Genomic DNA, 16,593 nt, shown 5'->3' on the forward strand with positions numbered 1-16,593 from the left:
ACCCGTACGGCGTCACCGCCGACGCAACGGCTGGACCGCGGCCGCCTTCATCGGGCCCGCGATGCTGCTGTTCCTGGTGTTCATCCTCGGGCCACTCATCGCGGCGTTCATCCTGAGCTTCTTCCACTACGACCTCCTGACTCCGCCCGAATACGCGGGTCTGGAGAACTTTCAGGCCCTCGCCACAGATCCGCTCCTCCTCCGCGCGTTAGGGAACACCTTCCTCTTCAGCCTCGGTTCGATGGTGACCCACCTCGTCGGCGGCCTGCTCCTCGCACTCGCCGTGAACTCCGGCATCAACAAAGTGCTCGGATACCTTGTGCGCTCTGCAGTCTTCTTCCCGTTCCTCATCTCCTGGGCAGCAGTCGCGCTCATCTGGCAGTTCGTCCTGGACCCGGCCTTCGGACTCCTCAACCACTACCTCGGAACGATCGGGATCTCAGCACCGAACTGGTTCGCGGATCCTGCCTGGGCGTTGCCCGCGATCATCGGAATCGACTTCTGGCATACCATCGGATACACGTTCCTGATCATGCTCGCTGGCCTTCAGACCATCCCTCGTGAGATCAATGAAGCCGCAACCGTCGATGGGGCCTCTGCCGTCCAGCGGTTCTTCCACATCACGCTGCCACTCATGTCACCGACGCTGTTCTTCGCGACCATCGTGACGTTCATCGGCGCTTTCCAAATCTTCGATCCCATTCAGATCATCACCAAGGGCGGCCCGGACGATGCGACATTGTCCGCCGTCATGTATCTCTACCGAACCGGCTTCCAAGCGTTCGAAATTGGCTACGCCTCGTCAGTCGCGTTGGTGATCTTCGTGGTCATCATGCTCGTCACACTGGTGCAGTTCATCGGACTTCGCAGATGGGTTGACCAGACATGACATCCTCCACAGATCAGACCGGTATCCCGCGGGGCGCCGACGCCCGTGCGACCCGCACCTCTCGGACACGTCGGCGAACGCCCGGTCAACGCGCAGTACGGTGGCTACTCAACCTGGGTCTCTGCCTCATCATCGTGCTCATGGCAGCACCTCTCGTCTGGCTTGTGTCGTCGAGCCTGACCGCTCCTGAAGCAGCCTTCCAGCTGCCGCCCAACTGGATTCCGATCCCGTTCACCCTGGACAACTTCGTGGCGGTCTTCACCGTCGTTCCTCTCGGACGCATGGCGCTGAACAGCCTCATCGTCGCGGTCATCAGTGTCGGCGGATCGCTGATCATCGCGTCTCTAGCAGCGTATGCGTTCTCACGCCTGCAATTCCGTGGCAAGGAAGCGGTCTTCGTCGTCCTCCTCTCGGCTCTGATGATCCCCGGCCAGCTCACGCTCATTCCCGTGTTCATCCTGATGCGCAACATCGGCCTCATCGACTCGCTGGCCGCCCTCTGGCTCCCTGCCCTCATCAACGTCTTCGCGATCTTCTTCCTCCGTCAGTACTTCAATTCCATTCCCCGCGACCTGGACGAAGCCGCTCGGATCGATGGTGCCGGACACGTGCGTATCCTGTTCCAGATCATGCTGCCGTTGGCCACGCCGGCGCTCTCTGCGCTCGCCATCCTCGGCTTCGAAGCATCGTGGAACAGCTACTTCGGACCACTGGTCTTCTTGAACACGCCTGAGAACATGACGCTCCCGATCGGCCTGGTGTCCCTCTCCTCGGGGCTGGGCTCGGCACAACCGACGGTCGTCTTCGCCGGAATCACCCTGGTGGTCCTGCCGATGCTCGTGCTCTTCCTTCTGCTGCAACGGACTTTTGTAGAAAGCGTGGCGGCGGTGGGGGTGCGCGGGTGACGTACAACGCCCTCGCTTCGGTGCCCCGCAACCCCCTCACGAGAGCGGCGGCGGCGATCTGGACGGACCTCCCTGTCCAACTGCTCCTCGGCACCGCTGCCGCCGCTGCGTGGTCCCTTGCGCGCTACTCTGTTCTGTTCACCTTCATTGCACTGCTCATCGTGGTTCCCATTCTCGGACTGCAACTCGCCGTATTCACCGCGTCCTACGACGGTCGGGCAGTCCGGCTGTCTGCGACGTTGGCGCTACTCCCCCGCGCAGCCCTGTCTGCCTGGCTGTTGAGCGGTCCGGGAGTCGCTGCGTTCGCGCTCACCGTCGCGGCGTTCCAGATCTTCGCCGTGAGCGGCCAGTCCTGGATGCTCCTGAGCGGGGGTGCCGGCCTCGCCGTCACGGTCGTCCTGACTGCCATCGGTCTCATGGCGGTACCACCGACGTTGGCCGGAAAGCAACCGCGTAGGTCGGCTTGGGCCGATGCATTCATCCAGTTCGTTTCGAGGCCAGCGTCAGGACTTGCTACCGTCTCGGTGTTCGGTCTCGCCGGTTGGGCCAGTTCCGTGTTGGCTTTCCCTCTCCTCATTCTGTTGTCCCTGCCGCTCGTCGCCCTGTGGCACGCCACCACTCGGCCACTCACGAACTGACGTTCAGGAGCGAGAGGAGAAGTGGGATGGTCACACAAGCGAGGACCGTCTGGACACCGGTGATGGACGCCATCAGCCGCGCGTCTCCGCCCATGCGGGACGCGAGTACATAGGCCGACGGTGCCGTAGGGACGGCCGTGATGAGCAGGATGCTCGTCAGGGTCGGTCCGGTGATCCCGAACGTTATGGCGATGGCGACTGCGCCGAGCGGGAGCGCGATGAGCTTCACGATGGCCGTGATACCGATATCGAGGATGTCTCGTCGGGAAAATGACCAGCGAAGCGCCGCACCGGAGATGAGCGTGCCGCAGACGAGGGCCGGAGCTGCGAGAAGCATGATCGTCGAGGAGACCGGGCCAGGCAGTGAAACCCCGGAGAGATTGACGATGAGGCCGAGGGCGACGCCCTGGATGAGTGGGTTCACGAGCATCTCTTTCCACAGTGGCGGTTTGCGGCTGTCTCCTAGGCGGTCACCGAACCTGGACAGCGCACTGACGGAGATCACGTTGACGAGGGGCACGACGACCGCGCTGGCCAGAGCAAAGGTCGCCGTCCCCTCTGCCCCGTGGAGCGACGAGGCGAAGACGAGCCCGATATAGGTATTGATCCGGATCGAGCCTTGCACGAGTGACGTCAGCTGTGGACCGCCCGCGCGCAGCGGCCGCCGGAGAACGACGATCACTCCTGTTGCGACGAGGATGGGCGCAGCGACGCTCACAGCAAGCGGTCCGAGGGGGACCGATCCGAGGTCCGTCGACGCCACAGAGGTGACGAAGAGGGCAGGGGTGAAGACTCGGTAACTCATCCACTCGAGGCCGCGCCAGAAGCTCGGGTCGCTGACGAACCAACGTCGGATGGCCGCCCCACCTCCCAAGAGCAGGAGTATCGGGACGATCGCCGTTGCCACACCAGTCATGAGAACCGACTGTGGTGCAATGGGTCAGTGCAGTTCAACCATGACAATATGACCGGCGCCTTCCTCGCCGCGGACCTCGTGAACTTGGCCCATCGACACTGGTCGCGATCAGCCCTCCTCGACGTGCTCACCACGCACGAGATACGTCGTCGCGAGGTTACCGAATCAGGTTCGACGTCCCTTCGGGACTGGACGGGTCGCCTGCGACGAGTGTTCGACAGCGGCGAGGCCGACGCACGATGCACGGCAATCAATGATGTTCTCGATGCGGCGGTCTCCCGTGTCTACGTCACCACCCACAACGAGTTGCGCCCGCACCTGCACTTCGTCTCGGACGAGCTGGATGTCGTCGCGCGTGTCAGAGCCGTCACCGCCGGCGGCCTCGCCATGTTCCTGGTCGAAGCGGGAGGCGAACGCCTCGGTCGCTGCGGCCGTGACGGCTGCGGTCTGGTTTTTGTGGACACCAGCAGAAACGGCCGGAGAGCCTACTGCTCGGCGCGCTGCGGGAATGCAGTCGCAGTCGCTCGTCATCGTGGCCGGGTCGTGCCGAAGGCTGAGACCGAGTCGGAACGACAAACACGCGCGAATCCGGGTTGGCCCTCGAGTCCGGCGTGAGGGATGGCTGCACGCGACGGTAGGCAATGTGGACGGAGCTCTTGACGTGCGAACCCACACTCGGGCACTCTCCAACTGCGCGTTGTTAACGCTCACATTTTCTCAATGACGAGGAGTGCCCCATATGGCGATACACAGAATCAAGCGCAGGACGAGCCCCGTGGATGGAAGTCATGCGGACAGCGGAGCCGACGTCCGGTCCGATCGAACACGGTCTTCGACGCGTGCGCGGCGTCGCGTCTACAGCATCCTGTGCATGATCGTCGCTCTCGTGGCGTCGCTGGTCGGACCACTCGCCGTCTCGTCCTCTCCGGCCGAGGCCGTCGGAGAGCCGACGTTCAGGAACCCGCTGGTGAGTGGCGCGGATCCCACGATCGAATACGCCGACGGCAACTATTACATGGCCACCACGACCTACGTCAACCGCGTCACCATCCGCAAGGCTCCTACGCTCGCAGCGCTTGCAACGGCCGTGCCTGCGACGGTCTACTCGGACACCGTGCCGGGACGGAACGGGACCATGTGGGCGCCGGAACTCATGCGGCTGCAGGGCCCGAACGGTTGGCGCTGGTACATCATGTACACGATCGGGGCGACGAACACGTTCGCCCAGCAGCACCTCCACGTGTTGGAGAGCGCTGGCGACGACCCGATGGGGCCGTACACCTACCGAGGCCGGCCGGTCCCCACCGACGAGTTCAACATCGACGGTTCGTACCTGGAGCTGGGCGGGCAGCTGTACATGATGTGGTCGGAGGTCAAGCCCGGCTCGCAGAACAACTACATCGCACGCATGTCGAATCCTTGGACCCTGTCGACGGCGCCGGCGATCTTGTCCCAGCCGACCGAGGATTGGGAGCGCGTCGGCTCGCCCGTCAACGAGGGTCCGGTGGCTCTCCAACGGAACGGGCAGACCTACGTGGTCTACTCCGCGAGCTTCTGCGGGACAGAGGACTACAAGTTGGGCATGCTGACCTACGGCGGCGGAGATCCTCTGGTCGCCGCGTCCTGGACCAAGAGTGGACCGGTCTTCTCGAAGGCGAATGGCGTGTTCGGGCCAGGCCACAACGACTTCTTCACCTCTCCCGACGGGACCGAGGTGTGGAACATGTACCACGGGAACGCGGGGCCGAACGACGGCTGCGGCACCGGTCGCACGAGTCGCGCCCAGCCCGTGTCATTCGCCGCCTCCGGCGTACCGGCGTTCGGACAGCCCGTGTCCACAACCACCGATGTGGCCGTCCCGAGCGGTGAGCGCAGTGGCCGCACGCAGGCCGTCAGAGGTGCGTCGATGGAGCTCGTGAATCGCAACAGTGGACTCTGCGCAGTCATCACCGGTGGGAGTCCCGCTGATGGGGCACTCCTCCAACAGGGTCCGTGCACCGGAGAAGCATCCACGCGGTGGACATGGGATTCGACCGGCGACGGCTTCTTCCGACTGGTGAACGCCTCCTCCGGAAAGTCACTCGACTCTGCCAACTGCGGAACCGCCAACGGCACCGCCGCCCGACAGTGGTCATGGCTCGCCAATGCCTGCCAGCAATGGAGCGCCTCGCCCTCCAACGGAGGCTATTCGGTCATCACGAACCGCGCCAACGGTCGCGTCCTCGACGCCGCGAACTGCAGCACGGCGCCCGGATCGGCAGTCCGTCAGTGGGCGGCGCTCGGAAACGCCTGCCAGGACTGGACGCTCCGACCCGTCGGAGACGTCGCGGTGACCTCGACGGCGAGCGGCAAGTCGGTCGATCTCCCGAACTGCTCGACGGCGGTCGGTGCGGTTCTGCAGCAGTTCGACTGGCAGGCGAGCCCGTGTCAGCGCTGGTCGTTCACTGCGGCGCCGGGTGGCGGTGTGCAGATCCACGCCGCTTCAGCGCCCGAGCTCTGCCTCGCAGTCGCAGGAGGAAGCACGTCCGACGGAGCGGATGTCGCCCAAACCACTTGTGGATCGCCGGGGAGCTCCTGGAGGGTGGATCCTGCATCGGATGGCGCGGTTCGCTTCGTCGCGCTCCACAGCGGGAAAGCCCTCGACCTCGGGAACTGCCGGCTGGACAATGGCGCTCGCATCGGCCAGTGGACAGATCTCGGGAATCAGTGCCAGCGATTCCGTCTGGCTAGCTGACCACCGGTGTGCGGACGGCGGGGTCGTCCGATCGCACTCGGACGGCCTCGCCTTGCGCCATTCCCCGCAGGCGGTGACAGACGGCTTGAGCGGCGAGCACACGTCCAGACTCCCTACCGGGAGGATCTCAATGGGCAGCGCGGAACTACCTCAGGTGCATGGCATCGCGTGAAACCATGCGATTGGGTCGATTCCGTGCCGACGGCGGCACAACGCAGCCCTGGGTGCGGTCCGCAAGACCGCACCCAAGGCCGCGTGCAAGGCCCTACTGGACCGTCGGAACGGTGAACTCATTCACCCCGAAGCGCGAAGGATCGTGGGAGGTCGAGAAGACCCCCGCATCTGGCGCGGTCGCCAGCCCAGGCAGCGTGACGGCACCGCCCACAGCCGCGAAGTTGGATCCATCCGTCGAGTAGTAGCCGGTGACCTGGTTTCCCGACCGAGTCAGCTTCAGCCAGATGGGTCGACTGGTCGTCAAAGCGACTTTGGACTCGGAGTCGATGTATCCGTCTCCGTCTGAGTCCCACTCGAGGACGACGCCGTTCGATGGGGTGACCGCCAGGACCGCGTACCCGGGAGAATACCCAGGACTGGAGATCGAATTCTTCACCATGAGGCCCGACTTGGCCCACGCGCTGCTGTCGGCTTGTGAGACTACCTTGGTCGTCACAGACTTCCCGGTCGTCAGCCCGCCAGGAACGTAGACCGCGCCGTAGCCATCGTCGAACTGGGCGCCTCCCTTGAACACATCGTTTCCGTTCGCGCCCAGCAGGAGCTGGGTTCCGTTCTGTGCGGCTTCACCTCCGCCGGTCATGAACGAAGACAATGGAGCGGCAACACCGGTACTGACCTGCAGGTCGCTGATGAAGTTGGTGGAAGCCCGTGTCGCATCGTGGGATGTGCTGAAGATGCCGCCGTCTGCCGCTCCCGCGATACCCGTCAACGTGACCGCGGAACCGATCTGGCGGTACGAGCTCCCGTCGATGGAGTAGAAGGCTGTGACCTGAGTACCTGACCGCACCAGACGGAGCGAGATCGGACGCTGTGTCTCCACAGCAACCTTGGACTCCTTGTCCAGGTAGCCGTCTGCGTTCGAATCCCATTCCAGTACGACACCGTTGGCTGGGGTGACCGCGAGGATCGCGTAACCGGGCGAGGAGCCGGCCTTTGTCATGTCGTTGCGGATCATGAGCCCGGTCTTCGCCCAGGGGTTCGTGTCGTTCTGCGCATCGACCCGAGCCGACAGCGTGGTGCCCGATCGGACGACCCCGTCCTGATAGACAGCGCCGAAGGCATCATCGGTCTGCGCCCCACCGCGCCATACATCAGCACCCGCCGCGGAGATCGAGAACTGATCGCCGCCCTCCTGCGCGAAGTAGGACGACGTCGCCGAGGTGCCAGTCGTTTGGTAGGGGGCGGCTACATGCGACCCTCCGGCACCGCAGGAGGGGTAGCTGGTAGCCGAGTAGTTGGCGTTCGCGGGTGTCCGCAGACCGGGTGCGACGCCCGCTTCGCACATGATGACCCGAGCGGTCGTCGGCCACGGCCCGGAAACAGCCTGGTCGTTGGTCACCGTGTTGTTTGTGGTGGAGTTGAAGAGGCCCCAGACATCACCCCTGTTGTGATAGTTGTTATCGGCGTTGTTGTCTTTCGTTTCGTTCGGTCCTTGATTGCCATTGGTGTTGGCGAAGATCCACTGGCCGGCGTCCTGGATGACGTTGTACCGCGCCGACATGTAGCGCGAGCCCTCGTCGAGATACAGGCCGATTGTTGACTGCAGGTCATAGATGTAGTTGTTGCGGTAGACCGTGCCCGGACTCGCGGAGAGGTTGTAGATCGAGCCCCCGTCGCTGAAGCCCTTCTTGGTCCCGTGCACCAGGTTGTATGCCACGACGTTGTTGGCCAGGGTCGTCTTGGTCGAGTACTGCGGGTTGAACGCGTAGTAGCCGCGGTTGCGGTAGTCCGGCGATCCTCCTGGGTCGTTCACTCCCCAGCCCCAGCCAGTGTCGATCCCGTCGTAGGGCACGTCTGCGACCTCGTTCTGCATGATGCGGGCATTGGTCACGTAGGTGGTGAGTATCCCGGAGTTGTCCTTATAGTCCTGGCCGATCTTCGTGACGGTGTTGTTCTGGATCAGAATGTCGCGAACGATCATCCTCGGATCCGACGGGTGGTGGGCGTCTTCACGAATGCCTCCGACAACGACGCCACTTCCGGCGAGCTGGGTGAAGGTGTTGGCCGACACTGTGATGTTGGAGGTGCCGAGGCCGACGCCGGTCGCGTGGGCGTTGGCGTCCATGCCGATTCCGAGGCCCGTCTGACCAAGAGCCGTGAACGTGTTCTTCACGAACGCGACCTGGCTCGCCGCCGAAACTTGCACTGCTGCGGGCTCCTGGAACCAGGTGTTGCGAGATCGCTCGAAAGCAGCACAACCCCGATTGCAGGCGGTGAACGCATCGGCCGGTCGGTAGTCGTAGGCGCCCTTGGAGAAGGTGCCGTTCTGCTGGTTCGTGTAGCCGTCAGCGCTGGAGGGGCCGAGCCACGATGTTCCCGAGAACTGGATGCCTTGGAAGGTCAGGTTCGACACAGGTGCGTCATAGGTGCCGCCGATGTGCACGAGAGACTGCAGCCGCGGGAGCTCTACGGCGAGTGATCCCGGGTCGACTCCGTCAGCCGGCTTGTAGTAGAGCTTTCCTGCCACAGGGTCGATGTACCACTGGCCTGCGGTCCGCAGAAAGTTGAGTGAGTTGTTCAGTGTGAGGGTCGGTCCGTGGAAACCGTTCTGGAGCGTGTCCCAGCCCCAGGTGTTGTTGTCCCACCCTGGCTGAGCCATAGCCACCGATGTGCCGGAGATCGAGGCGACTCGGCTGTAACGATCGGTCCATGCTCCGGTACCGTTCAGCTCGATGCGATCCTGCTGCGGAAGGGAACTCAGGTAGTTGAGGGCCGCGTTGTTGATCGTGAGTCCCGTGGCCGTGAGGGTGACGTCGGTCTTGCTGATCGGGATCGAGGCACGCGGAGCGCGCACGCCGTCGACGTACAGCTGTCGTGTATCAAGCCCGATCGGTGTATCGGCAACGTAGATGTTGTTCGCACCGTCGAACTTCGTCCAGCCGCTCACAGGCGTCGCGCCGGTGATGATAGGTGTGCTGCTCGTCTGGTTCTGCCAGACCACATGGCGACCCGGTGAACCGCCGTCCGATGCGCCGAAGTTCAGCGGCGCGGAGACACGGTATGTGCCGCCCCCCAACAGCACGGTGACGTCTTCCGAAGATGACGCCAGCGCCGATCTGGCCGCGACCTGGGCGTCCGTGATCGAACACGGTGCAGCGGCAGAACACGCCGTGCCAGTTCCAGTAGGCGACGTATAGATCGTCGTGGATGCAGCGCTGGCCGACGGAGCGGGTCCGGCGACGACGGCAAGCGCGACGAGGACTGTGGCCGATAGCGCGGCTAGAGGTCCCAGCTTCATTGTTGGTCCTTTGTTCGTGCGATCCCCGCGAGGATCTGCCCTCCCATGGCGACAACGCCGTCGCACGGATCGAGCTTCCGACAAAGATTATACATATGATGAAATGCTGTCAACGCGGTCGATGCGCGCTTCGCACGGTCAAACTCATCCGACCTGGCCCGTCGGGATACCGCGCCAGCCCGATAGCAGGAACGGTGAGCACGAGCCAGTCGGTACCTGGGTTTCGAGAGTTGGGCGCCGAACGCCTCAGCTTGCGACAAGGATCGAAGCTGGTCAGCCCCAGCGCCCCCGTCGATTCTGGACCGGACCGCCCATGCCTGTTGAGAAGCTCATACTCACTGCCGAAGAGGCTGCAGCGTCCCTCGGGGTGGGCCGTTCCACGGGCTACGACCTCAAGAGGCTCGCTGCGCCGTCCGCTGACGGCACTGAGACTCTGGGCGGAGCGACATATCGACGAGGACCTGGAAGCCAGAGACGCCTTCGACGAGCGAGGGCTCGAGGAGGCGACTTCGGCGCTCTGACTCGAGGCGGCTTCGTGCCGCCCCAGGGAGTCTCAGCTATTCGCGCCGCGCGTCGCCGAGCTCGGGAGGTTGTCCTTCGGAAGGCTCGCACCCGCTGCCAAGGCCTCGGTCCAGGCTTCCGTGGTCGAGACCGCCGCGAAGTTGGAGTTGAGCAACGCCATGAGCGTGCCGTGCACGGTCCGGGCGTCCGCAGATCCGGCGTCGTTGGTGATGTTGATGGCCCCGGTCGCGTCGGAGAGGACTTCGGCCTCAAGGCCGAGTGTCTCGGACTGGGCCGCCGACGCGAGGATGCAGTTGTTCGTCATGTAGCCGACGAGTGTGACGGTATTCACATCGTGCTCCTGGAGCCAGTCGAGCAGATCCGTTCCCGCGAAGACCGACCCGTACTGCTTGGTGATCGACTTCCATTCGGGCCGCTGCCGGCGCGCGATCTCGGGGTGCACGTCGAACCCGGTGGTGGCGGGGTTGAAGACCGGGGCGCCCTCGCCCGCCGTGTGCTGGACGACCGCGACGGGCACGCCGGCCGCGACGGCAGCGTCGATCGCCGCGGTGATCCGAGGGAGGGACTCGGCGTGAGGCGGGAATTGGATCTCCAGTGGACCGGAGAAGTACTCCTGCTGGACGTCAACGAGGATCAGCGCGCGTCGTGCGGTACTCATGGTTCATTCCTTACGGTCAGATGGCGCCTTTCTGGCGACCTTCCTAGCCTTCGTTGTCGTCGCATGATCAACAAGTGGCCCAGATACGCAATACTGATGAGATCAGGCCAAGATTGGAGCGCTCGTGAACATCGCTGTCTACGCTTTCGACGGCATCACGCTGTTCCACCTCTCGGTGCCGCAGATGGTCTTCGACGAGGTACGACGACTGGGACTCGGAGACTGGCGGCCAGTCCTGTTCGGCGAGTCCCTTGGCCCGATTCGCACGGCAGAGGGCTACACGATCGAGGGGACTCAGGGGCTGGACGCTGTTGACGCCGCCGACATCGTCGTCATTCCGTCCTGGACGGACGACGCCCGACCCGTTCCGCCGAGCGTGCACGACTCCGTCGTCGGCGCACACCGAAGCGGTGCGATGGTCGTGGGTCTCTGCCTCGGAGCCATCGCTGTCTCCGATATGGGCCTCCTCTCCGGTCGCAGCGCTGCTACCCATTGGCACGCCGTGGAGAGCCTCCGAGCCCGCCACCCCGAGATCTCAGTCGATGCCGACAAGCTCTACGTGGATCACGGCGATGTCCTGACCTCGGCCGGAACGGCGTCGGGTATCGATGCCTGTCTCCACATCGTGCGGACCAGACTCGGCGCGGAGGCTGCCAACCGCGTCGCCCGCAGCCTGGTCGTCGCCCCGCACCGCGAAGGTGGGCAGGCCCAGTACATCGAGCGGCCGATCCCGAGTGACACCGGCGAGGACCCCATCGCCCGGGCGTCCGGATGGGCTCTCGACCATCTCGACGAGGATCTGTCTATCGATCGTCTCGCTGCGGCTGCTCGGATGAGTCGTCGATCATTCGTGCGACTCTTTCGGATGGCGACCGGCGCGACGCCCGCCGCCTGGATCCGCGCGCGACGCCTGGACGAGGCCCGCCGGCTCCTCGAGATGACCGATCTCCCCATCGATCGCATCGCCGCGTCCTGCGGATTCACACCGGTCACCTTCCGGCAGAACTTCGCAGCGACCTTCGGCAGCACACCGTCCCGGTACCGTACCCGGTTCGACGCGCGGCAGGCGGCGGCAGGATAGCCGGCCGGACCCGAACGCCGCGCATCCGGTGACCGTTCACCCACCTCCACCCCAAGCCGCCGAAGTGCTCAGCCGGACCGATCCTCATCGCCTACCGATGAGGATCGGCGAGCCCGTCCGGCTGCCGTAGGCCGTCGCTGAACTCGACTCATCTGATGTCGATCTCGTTTCCACTCTTGACGCGCAATCGGCGCAGGCTTAGTCTCATCTCAAGTACAGACCGTGCGCTCGGTCGGTTCACATTTTGTTCGATAGAGTCATCCATCCGCCCCGCGGAGGGAACTTCAATGAGGAGGTTTCATGTCCATGTCCAACCCGGGCGGTCCGCCGCTCACGGCGGTTGATGCCGTCACCCCAGCACACGAGCGCGTTCCACTGATCGCGCCACCGACCGAGAAGGCGGCGCCGCGCGTGATCGCGGCGATGGTCGGAGCACGCCTAGGACTGATGGTCGCGTTGTCGACGCCGCTGACCGCGGGCCTCGTCCTCAAGCTCCAGACCCTGGTCGACCCGGATGCCATCGTCGGCACCCTCGGCCTCGTCACGTCACTCGGGGCGCTGTCCGCCCTCCTGTTCGATCCCATCTTCGGCCGACTGAGCGACCGGACGACCAGCCGGTTCGGTCGACGCCGCCCGTGGATGCTGATCGGCGCGGCGGGTCTCATCGTCGCTCTCGCGATCATCGCGCTCGCGCCGAACGCCGGAGTGGTCGCACTCGGATGGGTGCTCGGCCAGATGCTCGCTAATGCAGCGGTCAGCGCACACACCGCCACACTCGCCGATCAACTCCCTTCTCGCCAGCGCGGCAAGGTCAGCGGCATGATCGGCATCGCGCAGCAGGCGGCAGCGCTCGGCGCCGCCTACGCCGCCCAGTTCCTGGGGACCCAGCTCCTTCTGCTGTTCCTGGTGCCCGGCGTGATCGGCTTCATCCTTGTGGCCGTGTACGCCTTGGTGCTGCCCGATCAGCAGCTGCCGAAGCGGCCGCGCAGCGAGGGCGGGTTCCTCACGGTCCTGAAGACGTTCTGGGTCAACCCGCTCAAACACCCCGACTTCGCTCTCGCGTGGGGCTCGCGGTTCCTGCTCGTCCTCGCGAACTTCATGTTCATCACCTTCCGCCTGCTCTGGATCCAGAACGAATTCGGCCTGACACCCGCCAAGGCTGCCGAGGTGATGGCCACCGGTGTGCTCTGCTACACGATCTCGCTCATCGTGGCCGGCCAGATCGCCGGCTGGTTGTCAGACAAGATCGGCCGTCGCAAGCCGTTCATCGTGGGTTCCGCGCTGATCTTCGCCGTCGGGACGTACATGCTCACCCATGTCGAGAGCAACCAAGGGTTCTTCCTTGCCGAGGTCGTCCTCGGCATCGGTTTCGGCATCTACGTGGCCGTGGATCTGGCTCTCGTGCTCGACGTGCTGCCGAGCGCGAACGACGCCGCGAAAGACCTCGGCGTGTTCAACATCGCGATGGCGGGGCCGCAGGTGCTCGCCCCTGGCGCGTCGGCGATCCTGATCGGTCTTGGCGCCGGGCAGAACTTCGACCTGATGCTCGTCGTCGCCGCCGTCATCGCGATCCTCGGGGCCGTGATGATCCTGCCCGTCAAAACCGTCAAGTAGATCGAAAGAGCTCACAACATGTCACGAACAGCTGAGGACCTCCGCTCGATGGTCTCAACGATGACCCTTGACGAGAAGGTGCGCCTCCTTTCCGGAGACGGGATGTTCATCCTCGCCGCGGACGAGCGCCTCGGCCTCGAAGCGATCGTCCTGTCGGACGGCCCGACGGGTGTTCGTGGCGAGATCGTCGTCGGGGGCAGGCAGGCGTGCCTGCTCCCCAACGCAAGCTCGATCGCGCAGAGCTGGAATCGGGAAATCCTGGAGGAGGTCGGCGGCATCCTCGCCGAGGAAGCACTGCTGCAGCGGATTCACGTCGTCCTCGGCCCGACGATCAACTTGCACCGCTCCCCCCTCGGCGGACGCCTCTTCGAGGCGTTCAGTGAGGACCCGCTCCTGACCGGCCACCTCGCGTCGGCCTACATCCGCGGCCTGCAGCGCCACGGCGTCGGGGCGAGCGTGAAGCACTTCCTCGCCAATGAATCGGAGACGGAACGCACGACCGTCGACTCCGTCATCGACGAGGCAACCCTCCGCGAGGTGTACCTCGCTCCCTTCGAGATCGCCGTTCAGGATGCCCAGCCATGGACACTCATGGCCGCCTACAACCGGGTGAACGGTGTGCCCTCCACGGAGCAGCAGGAGCTGCTGGCCGACATTCTGAAGGACGAGTGGGGCTACGACGGTGTGGTCATGTCCGACTGGTACGCGACCTCGCGGACCGCAGAGAGCGTGACCGCGGGCCTCGACCTCGTGATGCCGGGGCCGAGCACACCCTGGGCGGATTCCCTGGTCACCGAGGTGCGCGCCGGCAACGTTCCCGAATCCGTCGTCGACGACCATGTTGCGCGCATCCTCCGTCTCGGAGACCGGGTGGGCGCGCTCGGCGAGCAGCGCAGCTGGCCCGCGCACCTCCCCTCCCCGGACGCGCCCGAGCGGCGGGAACAGCTCCGCCGGATCGCCGCATCGGGAATGGTGATCCTGAAGAACAACGATCACATCCTCCCTCTGTCCAGTGACGCTGCGGAGACGCTGTTCGTGACTGGCCGTCACGCCCATGACACGGTCGCTCAAGGCGGCGGGTCCGCTCAGGTGCGTCCTCCGCACGTCGTGTCCATTGAGGCCGGGCTCCGAACCATGTTCGGGTCGCAGCGGGTAACGGTCCTCGACGGCGTGGAGACGCGCGCTACGCTCCCTGCCATTGACGGGAGGTTGATCAGCGATCCTGTCACCGGAGCCCAGGGCATGCGGATCCGTGTCTTCGACGATGCCGGGGCCGTGCTCCACGACCGAGTGGTCGATGTCGCAGAGGTCGAGGACAACAAGACCGGGTGGCTCGAGCACGCTGCGGCCATCGAGCTCAGCGCAAGACTGAACGTGCCGTCCGGCGACTACCAGATCGGGGTGCGAGGACCAGGCGTCTGGGAGGTCCACGCGCCAGGCCACCGGGAGGAGTTCGAGATCCCGTTCCACCCGGGCCCGGGAGGCGGCTTCTTCCGACCCCGCAGTCACTCGTCGGCCATCCGGTTGGAGACCGGCTCGATCGTCACCGCCACCGTGCAGCGAGCAGGCATGGCGAGGATCCTCGGGCTCGTCCTGAGCGATGCCGCTCGTCCGGCTGCCCAAGCGATCGCCGCGGCCGCGGCAGGCGCTCAGCGCGCCGATGTGGCGATCGTCGTCGTCGGCCTGACCCCGGACGAAGAGACAGAGGGACAGGACAAGCGCACCTTGGCGCTCCCCGGCCACCAGGATGCGCTGGTGACCGCGGTGGCTGCAGCGGCCCACCGAACGATCGTCGTCGTCAACGCTGCGACTCCGGTGCTCATGCCATGGATCAATGACGTCGACGCCGTCCTCGTCGCCGGACTTCCCGGACAGGAGGCGGGCGACGCTGTCGCGGCCGCGATCTCGGGCCTGGTCCCGCCGGAAGGCCGACTCGTGACGACGTACCCGGCGGCGAACGGCCAGGGTCCTGCCTGGAGCACCACGCCGCAGCACGGCCGTCTCGAATACCGGGAAGGTGCGTTCGTCGGGTACCGCGGGTGGTTGAGGACGGAGGACGAACCGGCTTTCTGGTTCGGAGCCGGCCTGGGATATACCGAATGGGCCTATGGCTCGATCGAGGTGTCGAGCGCCGGCCCGGCCGGAGTCCAGGAGGTGTCGGTCTCTGTCACGAATGTCGGCGAACACGTCGGCCGCGAGACCGTCCAGGTGTATCTCGAACCCGCTTCGGCCGAGCTCCCCACACGTCTGATCGGTTGGTCCTCGGTCGAGCTGGTCCCCGGTGAGAGTGCATCCGTGTCGGTCGAGTGCGACGTGCGCTTCCAGCGCCGGTGGCAACCGTCGCACCAGGCATGGACGCCACTCGTGGACGGCCGGCTCATCGTCGCCCGGGGTCTCGGAGACGTTCGCGCTAGTCTTCCAATCGGACCCGCCGCAGCAGGCGGTTCACTGAACATGTCGAGAACCAGCGTCACAGCAGAGGTGTGAATCCATGTCGTTTCCCGCGAACTACCTGATCGAAGCCCAGACCGACAAGCTCAAGCGCGACGGTGATCTGACCCGGATCACAGCGCTCCAGGCGGCGGCCGCTCAGATCTCGGAAGTCGGATTCCACAAGACGACCATTTCAAACGTCGCGGCACGGGCGGGCATCTCCCAGTCCGGACTGTTGCACCACTTCCCCTCCAAATCGGCACTCCTGGCAGCGGTCCTCGACCAGCGAGAACAGGACGACAGCGACTTCCTCTTCGGCGAGGGTGTCACACCCATGGGCTGGGCAGCGTTCGACTCGCTCGTCGCGCTCACCGCTCGGAACGCCACGCGACCTGAGTGGGTGAGGCTGTTCGTCCTCGTCGCCGCCGAGGGCACAGCGCCGAGCCATCCCGCGCACGATTGGGTGACCAGGCACTATCGCAGCATGCGGTCCTGGCTCACCGACGCCATCCGTGACGGTGTCGCGAACGGCGAGATCAGTGAAGCGGCGCCCATCGACGCCCTCGCTGCGGGAACCATTGCTTTGCTCGACGGCGTGCAACAGCAATGGGTGCTCGACCCGCAGTCGGTGCCACTCGTGCAGACCGTCCGCGTGCACGTCGAGGGGCTCAAACGCCTCTGGACCCCGGGCAGCTAGGACACCGTTCGCCTGCACGGGAGCCGCATGGCTT

12 protein-coding genes are annotated in these 16,593 nt (G+C 64.9%); 9 read left to right on the forward strand and 3 right to left on the reverse strand.

Going from position 1 to position 16,593, the window contains the following annotated elements; genetic code table 11:
• The first annotated feature begins 61 nt into the window (after nt 1-61).
• The 3 genes from IFR14_RS16105 to IFR14_RS16115 all read left to right on the forward strand — a co-directional run bounded on the left by IFR14_RS16105 (nt 62) and on the right by IFR14_RS16115 (nt 2,432).
• On the forward strand, nt 62-889 hold the full coding sequence (locus IFR14_RS16105) for a carbohydrate ABC transporter permease (protein ID WP_137243674.1): 828 nt from the start codon (nt 62-64) through the stop codon (nt 887-889).
• A 140-nt stretch (nt 890-1,029) separates the two neighbouring features.
• A complete protein-coding gene (locus tag IFR14_RS16110; protein ID WP_197977588.1) occupies nt 1,030-1,794 on the forward strand; it encodes a carbohydrate ABC transporter permease in 765 nt (254 codons plus the stop codon).
• A complete protein-coding gene (locus IFR14_RS16115; RefSeq protein ID WP_137243676.1) occupies nt 1,791-2,432 on the forward strand; it encodes a hypothetical protein in 642 nt (213 codons plus the stop codon). The genes IFR14_RS16110 and IFR14_RS16115 overlap by 4 nt, the downstream gene beginning before the upstream one ends.
• On the opposite strand, the gene IFR14_RS16120 is transcribed toward IFR14_RS16115, so the two are convergent.
• On the reverse strand, nt 2,422-3,348 hold the full coding sequence (locus tag IFR14_RS16120; protein WP_137243677.1) for an AEC family transporter: 927 nt from the start codon (nt 3,346-3,348) through the stop codon (nt 2,422-2,424). The genes IFR14_RS16115 and IFR14_RS16120 overlap by 11 nt on opposite strands.
• 27 nt (nt 3,349-3,375) lie before the next feature.
• Here IFR14_RS16120 and IFR14_RS16125 point away from each other — a divergent pair, with 27 nt between their 5' ends.
• Nucleotides 3,376-3,963 (forward strand): CGNR zinc finger domain-containing protein, encoded by a 588-nt coding sequence (locus IFR14_RS16125; RefSeq protein ID WP_137243678.1) that lies wholly within the window; start codon nt 3,376-3,378, stop codon nt 3,961-3,963.
• 256 nt (nt 3,964-4,219) lie between these two features.
• Nucleotides 4,220-6,082: an RICIN domain-containing protein gene (locus tag IFR14_RS16130; RefSeq protein ID WP_137243679.1), complete on the forward strand. Its 1,863-nt coding sequence runs from the start codon at nt 4,220-4,222 to the stop codon at nt 6,080-6,082.
• A 265-nt stretch (nt 6,083-6,347) separates the two neighbouring features.
• Here the strand turns inward: IFR14_RS16130 and IFR14_RS16135 are convergent, their stop codons facing one another.
• A complete protein-coding gene (locus IFR14_RS16135) occupies nt 6,348-9,554 on the reverse strand; it encodes a right-handed parallel beta-helix repeat-containing protein (protein WP_191941605.1) in 3,207 nt (1,068 codons plus the stop codon).
• A 553-nt stretch (nt 9,555-10,107) separates the two neighbouring features.
• A complete protein-coding gene (locus tag IFR14_RS16140) occupies nt 10,108-10,734 on the reverse strand; it encodes an isochorismatase family protein (protein WP_137243680.1) in 627 nt (208 codons plus the stop codon).
• A 124-nt stretch (nt 10,735-10,858) separates the two neighbouring features.
• On the opposite strand from IFR14_RS16140, the gene IFR14_RS21480 reads away from it, so the two are divergent.
• From IFR14_RS21480 to IFR14_RS16160, 4 genes are all read left to right on the forward strand, one after another.
• On the forward strand, nt 10,859-11,815 hold the full coding sequence (locus IFR14_RS21480) for a GlxA family transcriptional regulator (RefSeq protein WP_137243681.1): 957 nt from the start codon (nt 10,859-10,861) through the stop codon (nt 11,813-11,815).
• A gap of 300 nt (nt 11,816-12,115) precedes the next feature.
• Nucleotides 12,116-13,429 (forward strand): MFS transporter, encoded by a 1,314-nt coding sequence (locus IFR14_RS16150; protein WP_137243682.1) that lies wholly within the window; start codon nt 12,116-12,118, stop codon nt 13,427-13,429.
• Between the two features lie 60 nt (nt 13,430-13,489).
• Nucleotides 13,490-15,916: a glycoside hydrolase family 3 protein gene (locus IFR14_RS16155; RefSeq protein WP_240044064.1), complete on the forward strand. Its 2,427-nt coding sequence runs from the start codon at nt 13,490-13,492 to the stop codon at nt 15,914-15,916.
• Nucleotides 15,917-15,920: 4 nt separating this feature from the next.
• Entirely contained in the window at nt 15,921-16,559 is a 639-nt protein-coding gene (locus IFR14_RS16160; RefSeq protein WP_137243683.1) for a TetR/AcrR family transcriptional regulator, read from the forward strand.
• Nucleotides 16,560-16,593 lie beyond the last annotated feature (34 nt).

This window comes from Plantibacter sp. CFBP 8775 (assembly GCF_014839505.1).
Taxonomy (GTDB): domain Bacteria; phylum Actinomycetota; class Actinomycetes; order Actinomycetales; family Microbacteriaceae; genus Plantibacter; species Plantibacter auratus.

Bases quoted from the DNA above. Each gene is read 5' to 3' on its own strand.
- IFR14_RS16105 (WP_137243674.1), top strand. From the start codon at position 62: ATGCTGCTGTTCCTGGTGTTCATCCTCGGGCCACTCATCGCGGCGTTC.
- IFR14_RS16110 (WP_197977588.1), top strand. From the start codon at position 1,030: ATGGCAGCACCTCTCGTCTGGCTTGTGTCGTCGAGCCTGACCGCTCCT.
- IFR14_RS16120 (WP_137243677.1), bottom strand. From the start codon at position 3,348: ATGACTGGTGTGGCAACGGCGATCGTCCCGATACTCCTGCTCTTGGGA.
- IFR14_RS16130 (WP_137243679.1), top strand. From the start codon at position 4,220: ATGATCGTCGCTCTCGTGGCGTCGCTGGTCGGACCACTCGCCGTCTCG.
- IFR14_RS16135 (WP_191941605.1), bottom strand. From the start codon at position 9,554: ATGAAGCTGGGACCTCTAGCCGCGCTATCGGCCACAGTCCTCGTCGCG.
- IFR14_RS16140 (WP_137243680.1), bottom strand. From the start codon at position 10,734: ATGAGTACCGCACGACGCGCGCTGATCCTCGTTGACGTCCAGCAGGAG.
- IFR14_RS16150 (WP_137243682.1), top strand. From the start codon at position 12,116: ATGTCCATGTCCAACCCGGGCGGTCCGCCGCTCACGGCGGTTGATGCC.
- IFR14_RS16155 (WP_240044064.1), top strand. From the start codon at position 13,490: ATGACCCTTGACGAGAAGGTGCGCCTCCTTTCCGGAGACGGGATGTTC.
- IFR14_RS16160 (WP_137243683.1), top strand. From the start codon at position 15,921: ATGTCGTTTCCCGCGAACTACCTGATCGAAGCCCAGACCGACAAGCTC.